This is a genomic window from Hymenobacter perfusus (assembly GCF_003944765.1).
Taxonomy (GTDB): Bacteria; Bacteroidota; Bacteroidia; order Cytophagales; family Hymenobacteraceae; genus Hymenobacter; species Hymenobacter perfusus.
On record NZ_RWIU01000009.1, the window covers coordinates 1 to 16,892 of the forward strand.

Annotated in this window: 10 protein-coding genes and 1 pseudogene; 10 read left to right on the plus strand and 1 reads right to left on the minus strand. The window is 60.2% G+C overall.

Translation table 11 applies throughout. The features are described from left to right. Positions 1-187 precede the first annotated feature (187 nt). A complete protein-coding gene (locus tag EI293_RS19660; RefSeq protein ID WP_125440267.1) occupies positions 188-1,372 on the minus strand; it encodes an AI-2E family transporter in 1,185 nt (394 codons plus the stop codon). A gap of 194 nt (positions 1,373-1,566) precedes the next feature. Here EI293_RS19660 and EI293_RS19665 point away from each other — a divergent pair, with 194 nt between their 5' ends. The 10 genes and pseudogenes from EI293_RS19665 to infC all read left to right on the plus strand — a co-directional run. Continuing rightward, positions 1,567-3,498, plus strand: a complete 1,932-nt coding sequence (locus EI293_RS19665) for a DNA topoisomerase IV subunit B (RefSeq protein WP_125440268.1) — start codon at positions 1,567-1,569, stop codon at positions 3,496-3,498. Positions 3,499-3,734: 236 nt separating this feature from the next. After that, positions 3,735-5,723 (plus strand): tetratricopeptide repeat-containing sensor histidine kinase, encoded by a 1,989-nt coding sequence (locus EI293_RS19670; protein WP_125440269.1) that lies wholly within the window; start codon positions 3,735-3,737, stop codon positions 5,721-5,723. Positions 5,724-5,797: 74 nt separating this feature from the next. After that, on the plus strand, positions 5,798-6,445 hold the full coding sequence (locus EI293_RS19675; RefSeq protein ID WP_125440270.1) for a response regulator: 648 nt from the start codon (positions 5,798-5,800) through the stop codon (positions 6,443-6,445). A 173-nt stretch (positions 6,446-6,618) separates the two neighbouring features. Continuing rightward, positions 6,619-7,032, plus strand: coding sequence for a response regulator (locus EI293_RS19680; RefSeq protein ID WP_125440271.1), 414 nt, complete (start codon positions 6,619-6,621; stop codon positions 7,030-7,032). A gap of 99 nt (positions 7,033-7,131) precedes the next feature. Continuing rightward, positions 7,132-8,304: a DUF4357 domain-containing protein gene (locus EI293_RS22280; RefSeq protein WP_211339622.1), complete on the plus strand. Its 1,173-nt coding sequence runs from the start codon at positions 7,132-7,134 to the stop codon at positions 8,302-8,304. A 640-nt stretch (positions 8,305-8,944) separates the two neighbouring features. Continuing rightward, the gene (locus tag EI293_RS19690; RefSeq protein WP_262706538.1) at positions 8,945-11,722 is read left to right on the plus strand and encodes a DNA gyrase/topoisomerase IV subunit A; all 2,778 of its coding nucleotides are present in this window, start codon (positions 8,945-8,947) and stop codon (positions 11,720-11,722) included. 146 nt (positions 11,723-11,868) lie between these two features. After that, on the plus strand, positions 11,869-12,738 hold the full coding sequence (locus EI293_RS19695) for a tetratricopeptide repeat protein (RefSeq protein WP_125440272.1): 870 nt from the start codon (positions 11,869-11,871) through the stop codon (positions 12,736-12,738). 84 nt (positions 12,739-12,822) lie between these two features. Next, positions 12,823-13,911 carry a tetratricopeptide repeat protein gene (locus EI293_RS19700; RefSeq protein ID WP_125440273.1) on the plus strand — a complete coding sequence of 363 codons (1,089 nt, stop codon included), beginning with the start codon at positions 12,823-12,825 and terminating at the stop codon, positions 13,909-13,911. Between the two features lie 157 nt (positions 13,912-14,068). Beyond that, positions 14,069-16,021 carry a threonine--tRNA ligase gene (gene thrS, locus EI293_RS19705; RefSeq protein WP_125440274.1) on the plus strand — a complete coding sequence of 651 codons (1,953 nt, stop codon included), beginning with the start codon at positions 14,069-14,071 and terminating at the stop codon, positions 16,019-16,021. Positions 16,022-16,264: 243 nt separating this feature from the next. Then, positions 16,265-16,825 (plus strand): annotated as a pseudogene (infC, locus tag EI293_RS19710) (translation initiation factor IF-3); the annotation flags it as partial. Positions 16,826-16,892: the final 67 nt, after the last annotated feature.

Genomic DNA, 16,892 nt, shown 5'->3' on the forward strand with positions numbered 1-16,892 from the left:
CTCGCACGCGAGAGGCGCTGGAAAGCGTCATCCAAACTGCCATCGACTGGATAACCGAACAGGACGCAAAAAACTGGTTTGACCATTGTGGCTACCATGTACACTAACCTGAAATCTGCTCTAGGTCGCAAAAACGGCCTCCGGCAGCAGTGTGCCGGAGGCCGTTGAGCAAAGGAGAAAGCAAGCGTTAAGCCGCCTTGCCGGTCAGGCGCTGCCAGAACCTCTGCACCGCACCCGGCTCCTTGTTTTCCGGTTTCACCGAATCTTCGCCCTCGGCCGTGTCGCCCAGCAGGAAGCCCCAGGGCTCGGTTGATTTGTTGGCGTCCAGCACCACCTTGGCCACCGCAATCAGCGGAATGCTCAGGATCATGCCCGGCGTGCCCCACAGCTCGCCGCCCAGAATCAGGGCCAGAATGGCGGCCAGCGGATTGATGCTCACCTGGGAACCCGTAATCATGGGTGTGATGAAGTTGCCTTCTAGAAACTGCACCACCAGAAATACCCCAATCACCAGGGCCGCCTGCACCGGCGAGCCGGTTTCTACCAGCGTAATGATGGCCGGAATTGTAGCCCCAATCATGATACCGATGTAAGGAATAACGGCCAGCACCGAGGCGAAAATGGCGAAGAAGATGGCGAATTTTACCCCCAGCACCAGCAGCCCGATACCGTTGAGAATTGACACGATAACAATCACCTTGAACAGGCCCGAAATATAGGCCTGCACCACGGTCTGGATGCTATCTACGGTGTGCAATACTGTGGTGCGCTTATCGGGCGCCACAAAGCGGAACATGAACTGCCGCAGATGGTCGCGGTAGTACAGAAAGCAGAAGATGTAAATCAGCACCTGGGCCAGGTTGCTGAGTACGGCCGACGTAGTGTTGAGCGTAGTGCCCAGGTAAGAACCACCCGACTTTTTGAGGGCTTTGATGGACGTTTCCTTCAAGTCGGCAATGCTCATAGGCTCGTAGCCGAACTTGCTGTGGGCCCACTCCTGCGCGTTATTGAAGAACTCCATCATCTTCACCTGCAGCTTGGGAATCTCGTTTTTAAACTGCGCCAGCTGTGAGCCGAAGCCCAGAATGATGCCGGCAAAGCCCACCAACACCAGCAGCAGGCACACGATGATGGCCAGCACGCGCGGTACGCCCTTGGCCTCCATCCACCGGGACAGGGGCAGCAGTAGCAGCGTAAACACCGCCGAAAACAGCAGCGGCAGCAGAATATCGTCGAGAATTTTCAGCGAATACACCAGCAGTACGGCCCCCATCATAAAGAACGCAAACTGAATGATGGGCGTCTGCTTCACAATCGGGTTGGGCTTGTGGCCCGAAGGCGGCAGATGGTGTTGGGTAGCGGGAGGGTGCATTTGCTAAATTGGTTGGTAAATGGTGTGAGGGGAAAGTGCGGAAAATGAAATGTAAAGCGGAATTTATGCGGCAGTGTGGTGGTTAAAGCAAGGTGCTTTCCGCAGGTTTTACTAACTTTACTAGCGGAAGAGCAACGCGGAAACGGACGATTTTCTGCGTTATTTTACCTCAAATTCGATTTCTGATTTCCCCGATGGCCGAACCGCAAGTACCCTCCGCCCAACACGCCTACACCGAAGACAGCATCCGTTCCCTAGACTGGCGCGAGCATATCCGGCTGCGGCCGGGCATGTATATCGGCAAGCTCGGCGACGGTTCCAGCTACGATGACGGCATTTACGTGCTGGTAAAGGAGGTGATTGACAACTCCATTGATGAGTACGTAATGGGCCACGGCCGCACCATCGACATCAAAATATCCGACCAGCGGGTGCAGGTGCGCGACTACGGACGCGGTATTCCGCTGGGCAAAGTGGTAGAAGTGGTCAGTAAAATCAACACGGGCGGCAAGTACGACAGCAAAGTATTTCAGAAGTCTGTGGGCTTAAACGGCGTCGGCACTAAAGCGGTTAATGCGCTCAGCAATTACTTTCTGGTGCAGAGCGTGCGCGAGGGCCAGTTGAAGGCCGCCGAGTTTTCGCAGGGCATTCTGACCAGCGACGCCGCGCCGGTGAAAACCAGCCAGCGCAACGGTACGCTCATGACGTTCCAGCCCGACGAGTCGATTTTCCGCAACTACCGCTTCATCCCGGAGTACCTGGAAAACCAGATCTGGAACTACTGCTACCTCAACGCGGGCCTCACCATCAACTTCAACGGCCAGAAGTACTTTTCTGAGAACGGCCTCAAAGACCTGCTGGAGCGCAAGGCCGACCGAGAGAGCCTGCGCTATGACATCATCCACCTCAAGGCCGAGGACATTGAGCTGGCCCTCACCCACGGCAACGACTACGGCGAGGAGTATTACAGCTTCGTGAACGGGCAGTACACCACCCAGGGCGGGACTCACCTAGCCGCTTTCCGGGAGGCCGTGGTGAAAACCGTGCAGGAGTTTTTCGCCAAAACCAACAAGAACAAGAAGTACGAAGCCTCCGACATCCGGGCCTCCATCATTGCCGCCATTTCGGTGCGGGTGCAGGAGCCCGTGTTCGAAAGCCAGACCAAAACCAAGCTGGGCAGCATCAACATGGGTCCTGACGGCCCCACGGTGCGCGGGTTCATGCTCGATTTCGTGAAGGAGCACCTCGATAACTACCTGCACGAACACCCGCTGGTAGCCGATGCCCTCCGCAAGCGCATCGACCAGAGCGAGCGGGAGCGGACCGACATGGCCGGGGTGAAGAAGCTGGCCAACCAGCGCGCCAAAAAAGCCAATCTGCACAACCGCAAGCTCCGCGACTGTCGGTTTCATTTGGGCGAAAACGCCAAGGAGGCCGAGAAGGAGCTGCTCACCACCCTGTTCATCACCGAGGGCGACTCGGCGTCGGGCTCTATCACCAAAAGCCGCAACGTGGAAACGGAGGCCGTTTTCAGTCTGCGCGGCAAGCCCCTGAACTGCTTCGGGCTGAAAAAGAAAATCGTGTACGAGAACGAGGAGCTGAACCTGCTCCAGCACGCGCTCAACATTGAGGAAGGTATTGAGGGCCTGCGCTACAACCGCGTGGTGGTAGCCACCGACGCCGACGTGGACGGCATGCACATCCGGCTGCTGCTGCTCACTTTCTTCCTGCAGTTCTTCCCTGATCTGGTCCGCAACGGCCACGTATTCATCCTGGAAACGCCGCTGTTCCGGGTGCGCAACAAGAAAACTACCATTTACTGCTACAACGAGCAGGAAAAGCAGGCCGCCATGCGCCAGCTGGGCCGCAACCCCGAAGTCACGCGCTTCAAGGGACTGGGCGAAATCAGCCCCGACGAGTTCGGTAAGTTCATCGGCGACAACATCAAGCTGGAGCCCGTGATTCTGCAGTCTGACCGCTCCATTCAGCAGGTACTTACCTACTACATGGGCAAGAACACGCCCGCCCGTCAGGAATTCATCATCGACAACCTGCGCCAGGAAAAGGATCTGGTGACTTCTGACGTGCTGCCGGTAGCCGAGGTGCCGGAGGAAGATCTGGCGTAGTTGCTGGCATACGTAAACTAGAGTGAATGCCCCATCCAGCTCTGTGCCGGGTGGGGCATTGGCATTACCAGCGTGCCGGGAAGAAGCGTAAGCTCACCAATCTGGTAAGTCGGAAATGAAGGCACTTATCATCAACCGCCAACCAAGGCTGGAAAGGCTTTGTAAAGTCGAAAACAGGGCGCGGGAATAGTGTATCTTGTCCCACCTTTTTTCTGAATACCATATTTTTTCCTTGCATGAACCGGTTCCTGCTTCGCCGCGCATTACTGCTCCTGCTGGGCATGCAGCTGACGGCAGCGGCTCCGGTCAAGGGAGAGAGAAATACTCCTGCAATTGCGCCAGTCGCTTCTTCGGAGCGGATAACAGCCATTGCCGTACAACGGACCAGCCAACGACGTATTGACAGCCTGCAGGCCCTGATTGATGCCCGCCCGGTGCTGGATACCATCAAAATAATGCAGGTGACCCGCCTCGCCTGGGAAATACAGCAGCGCGACGTGCGGGCCGGCCTGCCGGTACTCCGGCGAGCACTACAGATGTCGCACCAGCTGCGGTGCCGGGATTACGAAGCGGAGGCGCTGCTGGACCTGGCCGACTGCCACATTCTGTTAGGGGAGTACGCTGCAGCCAGGCATTGGCTGAATCAGGCAGATGCAGAGTTCCGGCGCATCCATAATATCGGGGGGCGCATCCGGTATCTGGGGCGCATGGCCAGAATTGCCTCGCAGCAGGGCCAGTATGCCCGGGCCCTGTCGTATTGCTTCCGGGTGCCGGCCTCGTATGATGCGGGAGATACGCGCCGCTTCTACACCAGCCTGCAGATTCAGATTGGCAGTACCTACCGGCAACTGGGCGAACTGCCAACAGCGGAGCGGTACCTGCGCCATGCCCTGAAAGTGGCTCTGCGCCACGACTACCCCGACCGGCTCAACCTGATTTATGGTGAACTGGGGGAAGTGTGCCGCCAGCAGGGGCGCTGGGCACAGGCCAGCCGCTACTACGCACAAAGCATGACCATTAGCGAGAAGCTGCATCTGGCTCCGGAAATTCTGGGGATGGAAATTAATCTAGCGGAAATGGACGCGCAGCTGGGTCGGAATGTGGGAGCCATGCAGCGTGCTTATCCGGTACTCTGGCAGGCAAAAAAAGTACTGCCTCTGGCAGTGCCCCGGGTGCTGGTGCTGCTGGCGCGGGGCAACCTGAACCGGGGCTATGCAGATAGTGCCGTGCTGTACGCCCAGAAAAGCCTGCAGGCCAGCCAGCTCATCCATTCGCAGTCGGGCCTGCAGAATGCCAGCGAAGTGCTGGCGCAGGCGTACGCCGGACTGGGACAGTTTGCCCGCGCTTACCAGGCCCAGCAGCAGTTTATGGTTGCGCGGGACAGTCTGACTGGGGCGGAAGTAAGCCGGCGTACGGCCGCCCTGCAGTATCGGCACCAGCTCCGTGAGCAGCAGAACAAAATTACGCTGCTTACCCAGCAAACGCGCCTGCAGCAGCAACAGCAGCAACTGGTGCGGTTGCGGCAGCAATGGCAGGTGGCACTGCTGGTGGGAGTGGGGGCGCTGGTGGCTTTGTTGGCCGGAGTGGTATTCTGGTTGTACCGCCGCCGGCAGGCCGCCCGCGAAGCCGCCCTGCGTACCAGCCTGGCCGCCGACCTGCACGATGATGTGGGCTCCCTGCTCACCCAGATTTCCCTGCAGAGCACCATGTTGCGGGAAGGCCTGTACCCGCCCGAGCAGCAGCGCGGCCACCTCGACCACATGGCTGAAACCAGCCGCATGGCCGCCCGCCAGATGAGCGACGTGGTGTGGGGCATTGATGCCCGCAACGACTCCTTTGTCAGCGTGCTGGACCGCATGCGTGACCACGCTCACCAAGTGCTGCCCCCGGCCGGCCTGGAGCTGGATTTCTTCGCCGACCCCGCATTGCTGACCGCGTCTGTGCCGTTGAACACCCGTCAGGCGGTATATTTGATTTACAAGGAAGCCCTGCACAATGCCGTGAAGCACGCACGGGCTTCCCTGGTAACGGTGCGCCTGCGCCTGCGCGGGCGCCAGCTGGAGCTGCAGGTGGCCGATGATGGCTGTGGTGGCCCGGTACCTGCCCAGCCGGCCGGGCAGGGGCTGCGCAATATGCAGGCCCGGGCTGCTGGTGTGGCCGGCACCGTTACCTACGACACGGCCGGCCCCGGTTTTCGGCTGGTAGCCCGGCTGCCGCTGGGCTGAAGCCGGTTCTGCACGTAGTTAGTTTCGGGCTGCCAGGAGCGCAAATTTCACATATTCATGCTATACTGCCAGCAATGTCTACCGGCGACCTTTGTCAGGTGATTACTTTGGGCATCATTGAAGACCAGCCAACTATCCGGGAAGCCCTCACCGGCTATCTGTGCGCGCAGCCGGAGTTCAGCTGCGTGCTGAGTGCGGGCTCGGTAGAGGAATTTCTGGCGGCCCTGCCCACGCTGGCCGCCGCGCCCACGCTGGTGCTGTCAGATATCGGGCTGCCCGGTATGTCGGGCATTGAAGGACTGCCGCACCTGCGCCGCCTGTTGCCAGCGGTGGAAGTAGTGATGCTGAGCGTGTATACTGATGCCGGGCAGGTATTTGAGGCCTTGCGCGCCGGGGCAGTAGGCTACCTCGAAAAAGACACCCCGCTGCCGCTGCTCAGAGAGCATCTGCTGCAGGTGGCCGCCGGTGGCTCGCCCATGTCGCCCAGCATTGCCCGCCACGTCATCCGCCACTTCCAGCCGGCCCCGCGCCCGGCTCTGGAGCCTCTCACGGCTCGTGAGCAGGATATTGTGCGTGGCATTGAGGACGGCCTGAGTTACCAGCGCATTGCCGACCGGCTCTTCCTGAGCATTGATACCGTGCGCAGCCACATCCGGCAGGTGTACCGTAAGCTGGAGGTGAACTCCAAGGCCGAGCTGCTGGCCCGCAACTACCGCCGCTGAACGGCCTGCGTGCTCATCTGCCGGGGTGGCTGCCTGATGTACCGCGCTACTGCGAACTACTGGCAGCAGTTCCATTGTGCAACCCGGCAGGGGCGTGGCGCGGGAAAATCCGGTAGCCATTTTCGCATGTTCATGTGATACCGCCGCGTGGTTCTGGCTGCTACCTTGCCCCGATGAAAAGCATAGTGGCTATCATCGAAGCAGAACCCGCAGTACGGGAGGTTTGGCAGGCTTATCTCGGAGCCCAGCCGGAGTTTGAAAGTGTGGTGGTGGCTGAGTCGGTGGAAGAGCTGGTGGCCACGCTGCTGGCCGGAGCCCGCAAGCCGCACCTGATTCTGCTGGATGCCCGCCTGCCCAGGGCAGCGGCCTTGGCAGATATTGCCTTGCTCCGGGAATTCGCCGCCCTGGCCGCCGTGGTGCTTATGGTGGAGGAGTCGGCCGGCTTGTCGGGCCGGGCGGGCGGAGCTAATGGGTATCTGTTGAAAAATACCCCCTTGCCGACCATCAAGGAAGGCTTGCTGGAAGTACTGTTCAGCGTGTCGGCTCTGCCCGTCGTTGTGCCCGTGCCGTCGGTATATGCTTTCTGAAACGGCGTCGGGCCGCCCGGCACTATGCCGGCAGGCGGCTCCCGGGGGCGGTGGTAGCATAGCTTTTCGCTATTTTGGCCGCCTATCACCACAGTCACTATGCTTGCCATCCTTACGGATATCCGTCAGCGCCTGAAAACCGGCGACTATAAAAACGAAGAACACGTCCACCTGTCCCTGGTAGCACGCATTGTGCAAGCGCTGGGCTGGAACATCTGGAATCCCGGCGAAGTGTATGCCGAGTTCAAAGCCACTCCGAACGAAGATGTCAAGCGGGTAGATCTGGCCCTGTTTGCTGATAACCTGTCGGAGGACGCTATTTTTATCGAGTGCAAGGGCGCCGGCAATCTGGCCAAAGGCCTGCCCGAAGACCTGGCCAAAGTGGAACGGCAGCTGCGCGACTACAACAAGGATAATACTGCCCAGCTCGCCATCATCACCAATGGCCGCATCTGGCGATTTTACTACTGCTACACCAGCGGGGAGTTTGCCAGTAAGCACTTCAAAACCCTCAACCTCTCCGAAGACGACCTAGAAACGGTAGTTGAGTTCTTTACCCTGTTCCTGAGCAAAGCTGCCGTGGCCGACCGGAGCGCCCGGGCCGCCGCCGAAAGCTACCTCAACCTCACCCGCAAGCAGCAGAAAATGCAGGATGCCCGTCCCGAGGCCGAGCGGCGCATCACCCAGTACCCGTTTCCCAGCCTGCCCGACGCGCTGATGCAGGTGGTAGCCGAACAGCACACCGCTGTTTCACGGCAGGAGGCGGAAGTCTTTCTGGAAGGCCACGACGGCCGCCTGCTCCGGCCTGCCGGGGTTGCCAGCAAAACCGCCCCCGCTACACCTGCGCCGCCCGAAGAAGTACCCGCCAAAGCCGCTCCTGCCCAAAAGGCCCCTAAACGCCGGGCCGCTCCGCTCCCAAAACCGCCCGCCGCATCCGCACCGGTAGTTGCTGAACCGGCTCCAATGCAGCCAATGGGAGAGCAGTTTACGCTGAAGCAGGCGACGGCTCACGCCACCGCTTATCTGCAGCCCGATGGCCGGTTGCTGGTGGCGGCCGGCTCCCTGGCTGCCGCTCAGGCGGCGGGCAGCATTCCGCCCAAACAGAAAGCCCTGCGTGAAACCCTGCTCACCGCCGGCGTCCTGCGCCCAACCGGCGACTACCTGGAATTCAAGGAAAACTACGTTTTTGTCTCTGCCAATGCCGCCGCCGCAGTTATTGTAGCCCGCGCCGTAAATGCCCAACTGGCCTGGAAACACGCTACTGGCCGGTAGGTACGGGATTTTCTGACAGATAGCAGGTAGGAGCCAGGGCTGCGTTCTGACGTCCTCCTGAGTAGGGTTACGCGGCCGGAAGCATGGCATCTGAAACGGCAGGGAGCAAACGAATGCTAAATTGATTGGCTGAAAAACGGCACGGTTTAACCTGGGTGAGGGGCTGGTATGATGCAGGATCGGCCTTGTCGAGGGTGGGTACTTGTATTTGGCTAATGAAATTAGGAACTTTGAGTCAGGGTTCAGGCGTTGAAAAAATTGTGTTCTGCGCCGCCAGCGGTACTTTTGCTGGCCCGGAGCTGCGCAGTAGTCCGGCAGAATGCCGCCGATTTTCTTCGTAGCTTTTCCCCTGAGTATTTGCGCTGCTGCGTTGGATTTTGACCTTTCAAGCCAAACACGCAGGATAATAAAGCCTTCCGCCTGTGTGGCCGGAAGAGAGGTACAAGAACAATAACCGTGGCAAACGCCACACTCCACCGTGTCAGAAGAAAATACCCCCCAGGATCCGAATTCTCAAGAGCAGCCCAACCTGTTTGGGGCCGGTGACTCCATCGAATTCAGTGCCGCCGCCGCCTCGGCGGTGCACGACGAGGATGCCACCCAGTTGAGCGTCAGCGAAGCCGGCGAGCTGCTGCTGGAAATGGCCGCTGCGGAAACCACGGCCGCTGAGCCCGCCGAAGAAGAAGCCACGCCCGAGGAGGAGCCCAAATTCGCGCCCGGCGAAATGATCCACGACGTGGCCACCGTGAACGGCATGTACCAGAACTGGTTTCTGGACTATGCCAGCTACGTGATTCTGGAGCGCGCCGTGCCCGCCATTGAGGACGGCCTCAAGCCCGTGCAGCGCCGCATTCTGCACGCCATGAAGGAAATGGACGACGGCCGCTTTAACAAAGTGGCCAACGTCATCGGGCAAACCATGCAGTACCACCCCCACGGCGACGCCAGCATCGGCGACGCCATGGTGAACCTGGGCCAGAAGGACCTGCTCATCGAAACTCAGGGCAACTGGGGCGACATCCGGACCGGCGACGGCGCGGCCGCGCCGCGTTACATTGAGGCCCGCCTGAGCAAGTTTGCGCTTGACGTGGTGTTCAACCCTGATGTCACGGAGTGGCAGATGAGCTACGACGGCCGCAAGCGCGAGCCTACCACGCTGCCCGTGAAATTCCCGCTGCTGCTGGCCCAGGGCGTGGAAGGCATTGCCGTGGGCCTGAGCACCAAGATCATGCCCCACAACTTCCGCGAGCTGTGCAAAGCCAGCATCGACGTGCTGCGGGGCCGGGAGATTCAGCTGTTTCCGGACTTCCCGACCGGCGGCCTCTGCGACGTAACCAACTACAATGGCGGTCTGCGCGGGGCCAAAATCCGCCTGCGCGCCACCATCGAGAAGGCCGACAAGACCATGCTGGTCATCCGCGACATTCCCTACGGCACCACCACCACGGCGCTGATGGAAAGCATCGTGAAGGCCTCGGAAGCCAACAAAATCAAGATCAAGAAGGTGGTCGATAACACGGCCGCCACGGTGGAGATTCAGGTGCATCTGCCCACCGGCGTGAGCCCCGACCTGACGATGGACGCGCTCTACGCCTTCACCGACTGCGAAATCAGCATTTCGCCCAACACCTGCGTGATTATCGAGGATAAGCCGCGCTTCGTGGGGGTGGAGGATATGCTCAAGCTCAGCACTCAGAAAACGGTGCGGCTGCTGGAGCGGGAGCTGGAAATCCGCCAGGATGAGCTGCAGGAAAAGTGGCATTCGGCTTCGCTGGAGAAGATTTTTATCGAGAACCGCATTTACCGCAAAATTGAGGAGTGCGAAACCTGGGAGGATATTCTGCAGACCATTGACGCCGGTTTGCGCAAGTTTGTGCGCATCGAGGGCGAGAAGCCCAAGGCCAACGACCTGCGCTTGGTGCTGCGTCGCGCCCTCACCGAGGACGACCTCACGCGCCTGACCGAAATCCGCATCAAGCGCATCAGCAAGTTCGACGGCTTCAAGGCCGAGGAGTACATCCAGCGGCTGGAGACCGAACTGGCCGAAGTGGCCGACCACCTGGCCAACCTCACCCGCTACGCCATCAACTACTTCGAGGGCCTGCTGAAAAAGTATGGGGCCAGCCGGGAGCGAAAAACCCAGCTGCGCACTTTTGATGTGGTAACGGCCCAGAAAGTGGCCGTGGCCAACCAGAAACTCTACGTGAACTACGCCGACGGTTTCGTGGGCTACGGCCTGAAAAAGGACGAAAAAGCGGTGGAAGTCACCAGCTGCTCCGACCTCGACGACATCATTGCCATCCGCCGCGACGGCACGTTCACGGTGAGCAAAATTGCCGAGAAAACCTTCGTGGGCAAGGATATCCTGCATGTGGGCGTCTACAACAAGAACGACGACCGGCTGGTGTACAACATGGTGTACCTCGACGGGGCCTCGGGCATCAGCTTCGCCAAGCGCTTCCTCGTCACGGGCATCACCCGCGACAAGGTATACGACCTCACCAAAGGCACCAAGGGCACTAAAACCCTCTATCTCACGGCCAACCCCAACTCCGAGTCGGAGGTGGTCAGCATTCAGCTCTCCGACAAGGCTCCGGCCCGCGTGAAGCAGTTCGATTTTGACTTTGCCGAGCTGGCCATCAAAGGCAAGGGCTCGATGGGCAACATCGTCACCAAGCAGCCCATCAAGAAAATCACCCAGAAAAGCCGGGGCGACTCGACGCTGGGCGGGCGGGAAGTATTCTTCGACAGCGTGGTGGGCCGCCTCAACCACGCGGGCCACGGCCGTTATCTGGGCGCCTTCGATACCGAGGATACGCTGTTGCGGGTGTATAAAGATGGAAGCTACGAAGTAGTGCCGCCCGAACTATCTCTGCAGTTCGACATGACCAATATGGTGCTGCTGCGCAAGCTGGAGCCCGATACGGTGATTAGCGCCGTGTATTACGAAGGCGAATCGAAGACGCACTACGTGAAACGTTTCAACATTGAAACGGCGACGCTCAAGAAGCGCTTTACGTTCATCAGTGAGACCCCTGGCTCCAAATTGCTGGCCGTTACGGCCTTTGCCGAGCCGCAGGTGGAAATTAAGCTCCAGCGCGACAAGAAGGCCGACAAGGAAACCGAAAACGTGCTGCTCCACGAGTTTATCGATGTGAAAGGCTGGAAGGCGATGGGCAACAAGCTCAATTACTACAAAATTCACGCCCTCACGCTGCTTACTGACGAAGGCCCCGAGCCCGAGCGCAAGGCCGCCCGCAAAAAAGCCCTGCCTGCCACCCCGGACCCCAACGCCCCGGTCGCCCTGGAAGCCGAGCCTCAGCCGGAGCACACCGGCGACGTAGACATCTCGGCCGCCGATGTGGCTCAGGCCCAGGCGGTACTCAAAACGCCAAAGTCGCAGCTGAAGCTCTTTTAAGCGGCCACCTCAAATCTGGCGCAGTAGTTCCACGGCCGCCTTACGCGAGTAGGGCGGCCGTTTTGCGGCTAATTGAACAACTTTGCACCGGCTGTTGTGTCAATGATGAGTCGTTGTTTCCCTCTCCGCTTTCCCTTTCACCCGGTATGTTACATCCGTTCCGAGCCGTTGCCAGCGCGCTGCTGCTGAGCCTGTGGCTGGCGGGGCTGCCGGAAGCTGGTGCGCAGCCGTCCCCAAAAACCGTCAAATCCCCCGTCGTCGTCCCCGCGCCCGAGCCGGCCGTGGCCGAGCTATTGGTCCAGGCTCGCAAGCTCCAGGCCGAGTATCACGAATCGGAGGCGTTGGGCAAGTACGAGCAGGCCCTCAGCAAAGCGCCGGCTACCTACGAAGCCCTCTGGCAGGCGGCCGTGCTGAGCGTGCGCATCGGGAGCCGCTACACCGACGAAACCCGCAAATCGGCCTATTTCGCGGCGGCCCGCCTCTACGCCAACCGGGCCTTGGTGGTGCAGCCCGACGGGGCCGAGGGCCATTACGCCGAAGCCCTGACCCTGGCCAACCAAGCCAACCTGCTCACTGCCCGGGGCCGCCTGCTGGCCTACCGCGAGATGCGCAGCCACGTATTCCGGGCCACCGAGCTGCGCCCCGACTGGGCCGATGCCTGGCAGCTGCTGGGCCGCTGGCACTACCGCGTCGACCACTACAGCCCGTTGGAGCGCGTGTTCAGCCGGTTATTTCTGGGTGGGATGCCGGCCAGCGCCAGCACCTTCATGGCCATCGACGCGCTGCGCAAGGCCCACGAGCTGGAGCCCAAACGGATTCAGTTTGCCTATGACTTGGCCCGTGTCCACCTCAACCGCAGCCAGGAAACCCGGGCCACTGCCGTACTCCAGGAGGCCGTGGCCCTCACGCCCGTCACGGCCGACGAGCTGGAAATCAGCCGCCGCTGCCGCCGCCTGCTGGAACAGCTCAACCGCCGCCTGCACCGCCAGGTACACCGGCGGCTGAAGAGGCTGTGAGCGGCCCGGCCCTGAACGCCCCCTATCTTTGCCCCATCTCATTGAGTCGTTGCCGTGCTTGCTTTTCGCTTTTCCTGTTTCTATTTGCTGCTTGCCGCGGTCCTGTTATCGGGCTGCACCCCTGATCCGGAGGAGCGGTCCGAGCGCATGGTCAACCTGAAAACGGTGCAGAGCGGGCCCGCCATTCAGGCCCAGGAACTGGATGGGGCGATTAGTAGGCAGCCCCGCAATGCTTCGCTTTACGCTCGTCGGGCCGCGTTCCGGCTGGAGGCCGGGCAGGTACAAGCAGCCCTGCGCGACATCAACGAGGCCTTGGACCTGGATGATGCCCCCGGCGAATTCTACTTCATTAAAGCCCGCGCCCTGCGGGCTGAAGGACGCATTAAAGCGGCGCTTGCTGCCACCGATGAAGCCGCCCGTCGGGGTTTTGCCTCGCCCGAGCTGAATCTGCTGGTAGGGGAGATGCACCTGGCCACCCGCCGCTACCAAGATGCCCTCGACCAGCTCGACCGGGCGTTGCAGCAGGAGCCGGATCAGCCCGCGCCCCTTTTCTACAAGGGTGTGGCGTACATCGGGCTGCAGGATACCGTGCAGGCCCTGGACTACTTGCGCGCCAGCCTCGCCCGCGACCCGCGCCAACCCGAAACCCTGCACCAGTTGGCCTTTTTATCCAACGCCTACCGCCAGCCGGCCCAGGCGGCGCAGTACGCGGCGCGCGGGCTGAAATTAGCGCCCACGTACGGTCCGCTCTGGTATGATTACGGCCGCCAGTTTGAGCTGCAGAACCAGCCCGACAGTGCCGTGCGCATCTACGCCCGCGCCGTGCAGCTGGATACCACCTTCTACCGCGCCGATTACCGCCTGGGCCTCGTGGCTTACAAAAACCGCCGCTACGCCGCCGCTGTGCCGCATCTGCAACGGGCGTTGCGTCGCTCACCCCGCCTCGAAAACGCCCGCCAGATGCTGGCGGAGAGTCTTGAGAGCCTGGCCCGCTGGCCCGAAGCCGCCGACCAGTACCGGCTGCTGGTGCAGGAAAACCCCGGTAACCGCCACTGGACCTACAAAGCCTGGAAAACGGGCAACCGCGCCCGGGGTATCATCGTGGAGGATGCCCCGCGTCCCGCGCCCGTGGAGGCCATTGAGCCCATTCAGTTTCAGCGCCCGGGACTGTAGCAGGTGGCGAATTTTGCAATGGTGAGGAGTGATGTTCAAAACGCGCATGCAGCGTCAGCAGAACATCAACTTCACCATTTCACCTTTCACAACATCACCCTTTCCGTAACTTGCGGGCTCACGGCTGTTTGTATAGCCACAATCCCCATCTTTTTTTATGCTTAACATCACCCTCCCCGACGGCTCGGTGCGCCAGTTTGTAGATGGCGCCACGGGCTACGACGTTGCCGCCGGCATCAGCGAAGGCCTCGCCCGCAACGCCCTCGGCGTGCGCGTCAACGGCGAAGTGCGCGACCTGCACCGCCCCATCGAAAAGGATGCCGAAGTGGCTATCCTAACCTGGAATGACCAGGATGGCAAGTCTACCTTCTGGCACTCCTCGGCCCACTTGTTGGCCGAAGCCTTGGAGTCCCTGTACCCTGGTGTGAAGCTGGGCATTGGCCCCAGCATCGAAAACGGCTTCTATTACGACATCGACCTGGGCGAAGGCCGCACGATTTCCACCGACGACCTGCCGGAAGTCGAAAAGAAGATGCTGGAGCTGGCCAAGAAGAAAAGCCAGTTTGAGCGCAAGGAAATCAGCAAGGCCGACGCCATTGCTTACTTCACCGAGAAGCAGGACCCCTACAAGCTGGATTTGCTGGAGCGCCTCGACGACGGCTCCATCACGTTCTACACCCAGGGCGACTTTACCGACCTCTGCCGCGGCCCGCACATTCCCGATACCTCGCCCATCAAGGCCGTGAAGCTGCTCAACGTGGCCGGCGCCTACTGGCGCGGCGACGAGAAGAACAAGCAGCTAACCCGCATCTACGGCATCACCTTCCCCAAAGCCAAGGAGCTCACCGAGTACCTGGAGCGCCTGGAGGAAGCCAAGCGCCGCGACCACCGCAAGCTGGGCAAGGAGCTGGAGCTGTTCACGTTTTCGGAGAAAGTAGGAGCGGGGCTGCCCCTGTGGCTGCCCAAAGGCACGGCCCTGCGCGAGAAGCTGGAGCAGTTTCTGCGCCGCGCCCAGCTCCGCGCCGGCTACCAGCCCGTCGTGACGCCCCACATCGGTTCCAAGGAGCTGTACGTGACCAGCGGCCACTACGAGAAGTACGGTGCCGACTCGTTCCAGCCCATCAAAACGCCCAACCCCGGCGAGGAATTCTTCCTTAAGCCGATGAACTGCCCCCACCACTGCGAAATCTACAAGAGCAAGCCCCGCTCATACCGCGACCTGCCGGTGCGCCTCGCCGAATTTGGCACGGTGTACCGCTACGAGCAGAGCGGCGAGCTGCACGGCCTGACCCGCGTGCGCGGCTTTACCCAGGATGACGCCCATATCTTCTGCCGCCCCGACCAGGTGAAGGAGGAATTCCTGAAGGTAATTGACATCGTGCTCTACGTGCTCAAGGCCCTCGATTTCCCCGAATTCACAGCCCAGATTTCGCTGCGCGACCCCGAAAACAAAGCTAAATACATCGGCTCCGACGAGAACTGGGAGAAAGCCGAGCGCGCTATCATCGAAGCCGCCGCCGAGAAGGGTTTGAGCACAGTAACCGAGCTGGGCGAGGCTGCTTTCTACGGCCCTAAGCTCGACTTCATGGTACGTGACGCCATCGGCCGCAAATGGCAGCTAGGCACCATCCAGGTGGACTACAACCTGCCCGAGCGGTTCGAGCTGGAGTACGTGGCCCCCGACAACTCGCGCCAGCGCCCCGTTATGATTCACCGGGCCCCGTTTGGCTCGCTGGAACGTTTTGTAGCCGTGCTCATCGAGCACTGCGGCGGCAACTTCCCGCTCTGGCTCTCGCCCGAGCAGTTTGCCGTGCTCCCCATCTCGGAGAAGTACCATGACTACGCCCAGCAGGTGTACGACCAGCTGGTACAGGCCGATATGCGCGGCACTGTGGACCACCGCGACGAGAAAATCGGCCGCAAAATCCGCGACGCGGAAGTGTCGAAAGTGCCCTACATGCTCATCGTGGGCGAGAAGGAGCAGGCCGAGGGCATCGTCTCCATCCGCCGCCACGGCCAGGGCGACGTAGGTGCTATGCCCATCGGGGCCTTCATTGCCGACTTCCAGCAACAGGTAAGTGACCTGATGGACGGTAAATCGGTCGGATAATATTCTTCGCACAACCCGCCGGATGAAACGAAAGCCCCGAAAAAAGGCTTGAGTATAGTCCGGCGGGTTTTTCGTGCGATTCCGAAAAACCGTCTTTCATTACCGAATCCGGCAATTTTATATAGCTTTTCTTGAGCGTTCGAAAAAAATGCCGGATATTTGCCCGCTGATCAAACCCATTGGGCTTGCCCGATTAGCGGTTTAATTTCGCAGAATCTGACTTCCACCTAAAGGAAAACCGCCATAGCTACCCCCAACCGCCGCTATATCCCTCGTGCCCAGGTCGAGGAGCCGTTCAAAATCAACCAGAAGATTACGGCTCGTGAAGTCCGCCTCGTTGGCGACAACGTGGAACAAGGCATCTACCCCACCGACCAGGCCCGGCGCATGGCTCAGGAGCAAAACCTGGACCTTGTAGAAATTTCGCCCACCGCAGTGCCGCCCGTGTGCCGCGTCATCGACTACTCGAAATTCAAGTACGAGCAGAAGAAGAAGACCCGCGAGCTGAAAGCCAAGCAAACCAAGGTTGTCATCAAGGAAATCCGCTTCGGACCCAATACTGATGACCACGACTTTGCCTTTAAGCTCAAGCATGCCCAAGAGTTCCTGCGGGAAGGTGCCAAGATTAAGGCATATGTGCACTTCGTAGGTCGGAGCATCGTGTTCAAAGAGCGGGGTGAAATCCTGCTGCTCAAGTTTGCCCAAGCCCTTGAGGACCTAGGTAAAGTAGAGCAGCTGCCCAAGCTCGAAGGCAAGCGGATGTTCCTGTACTTGGCTCCCAAAGCCGCCGTGGTTCCCGTGAAGAAACCAGCACCGGCTCCCGCCAAGGACAGCAGCAAGGATGCCCCGAAAGAGGCAAAACCTGCTGCTG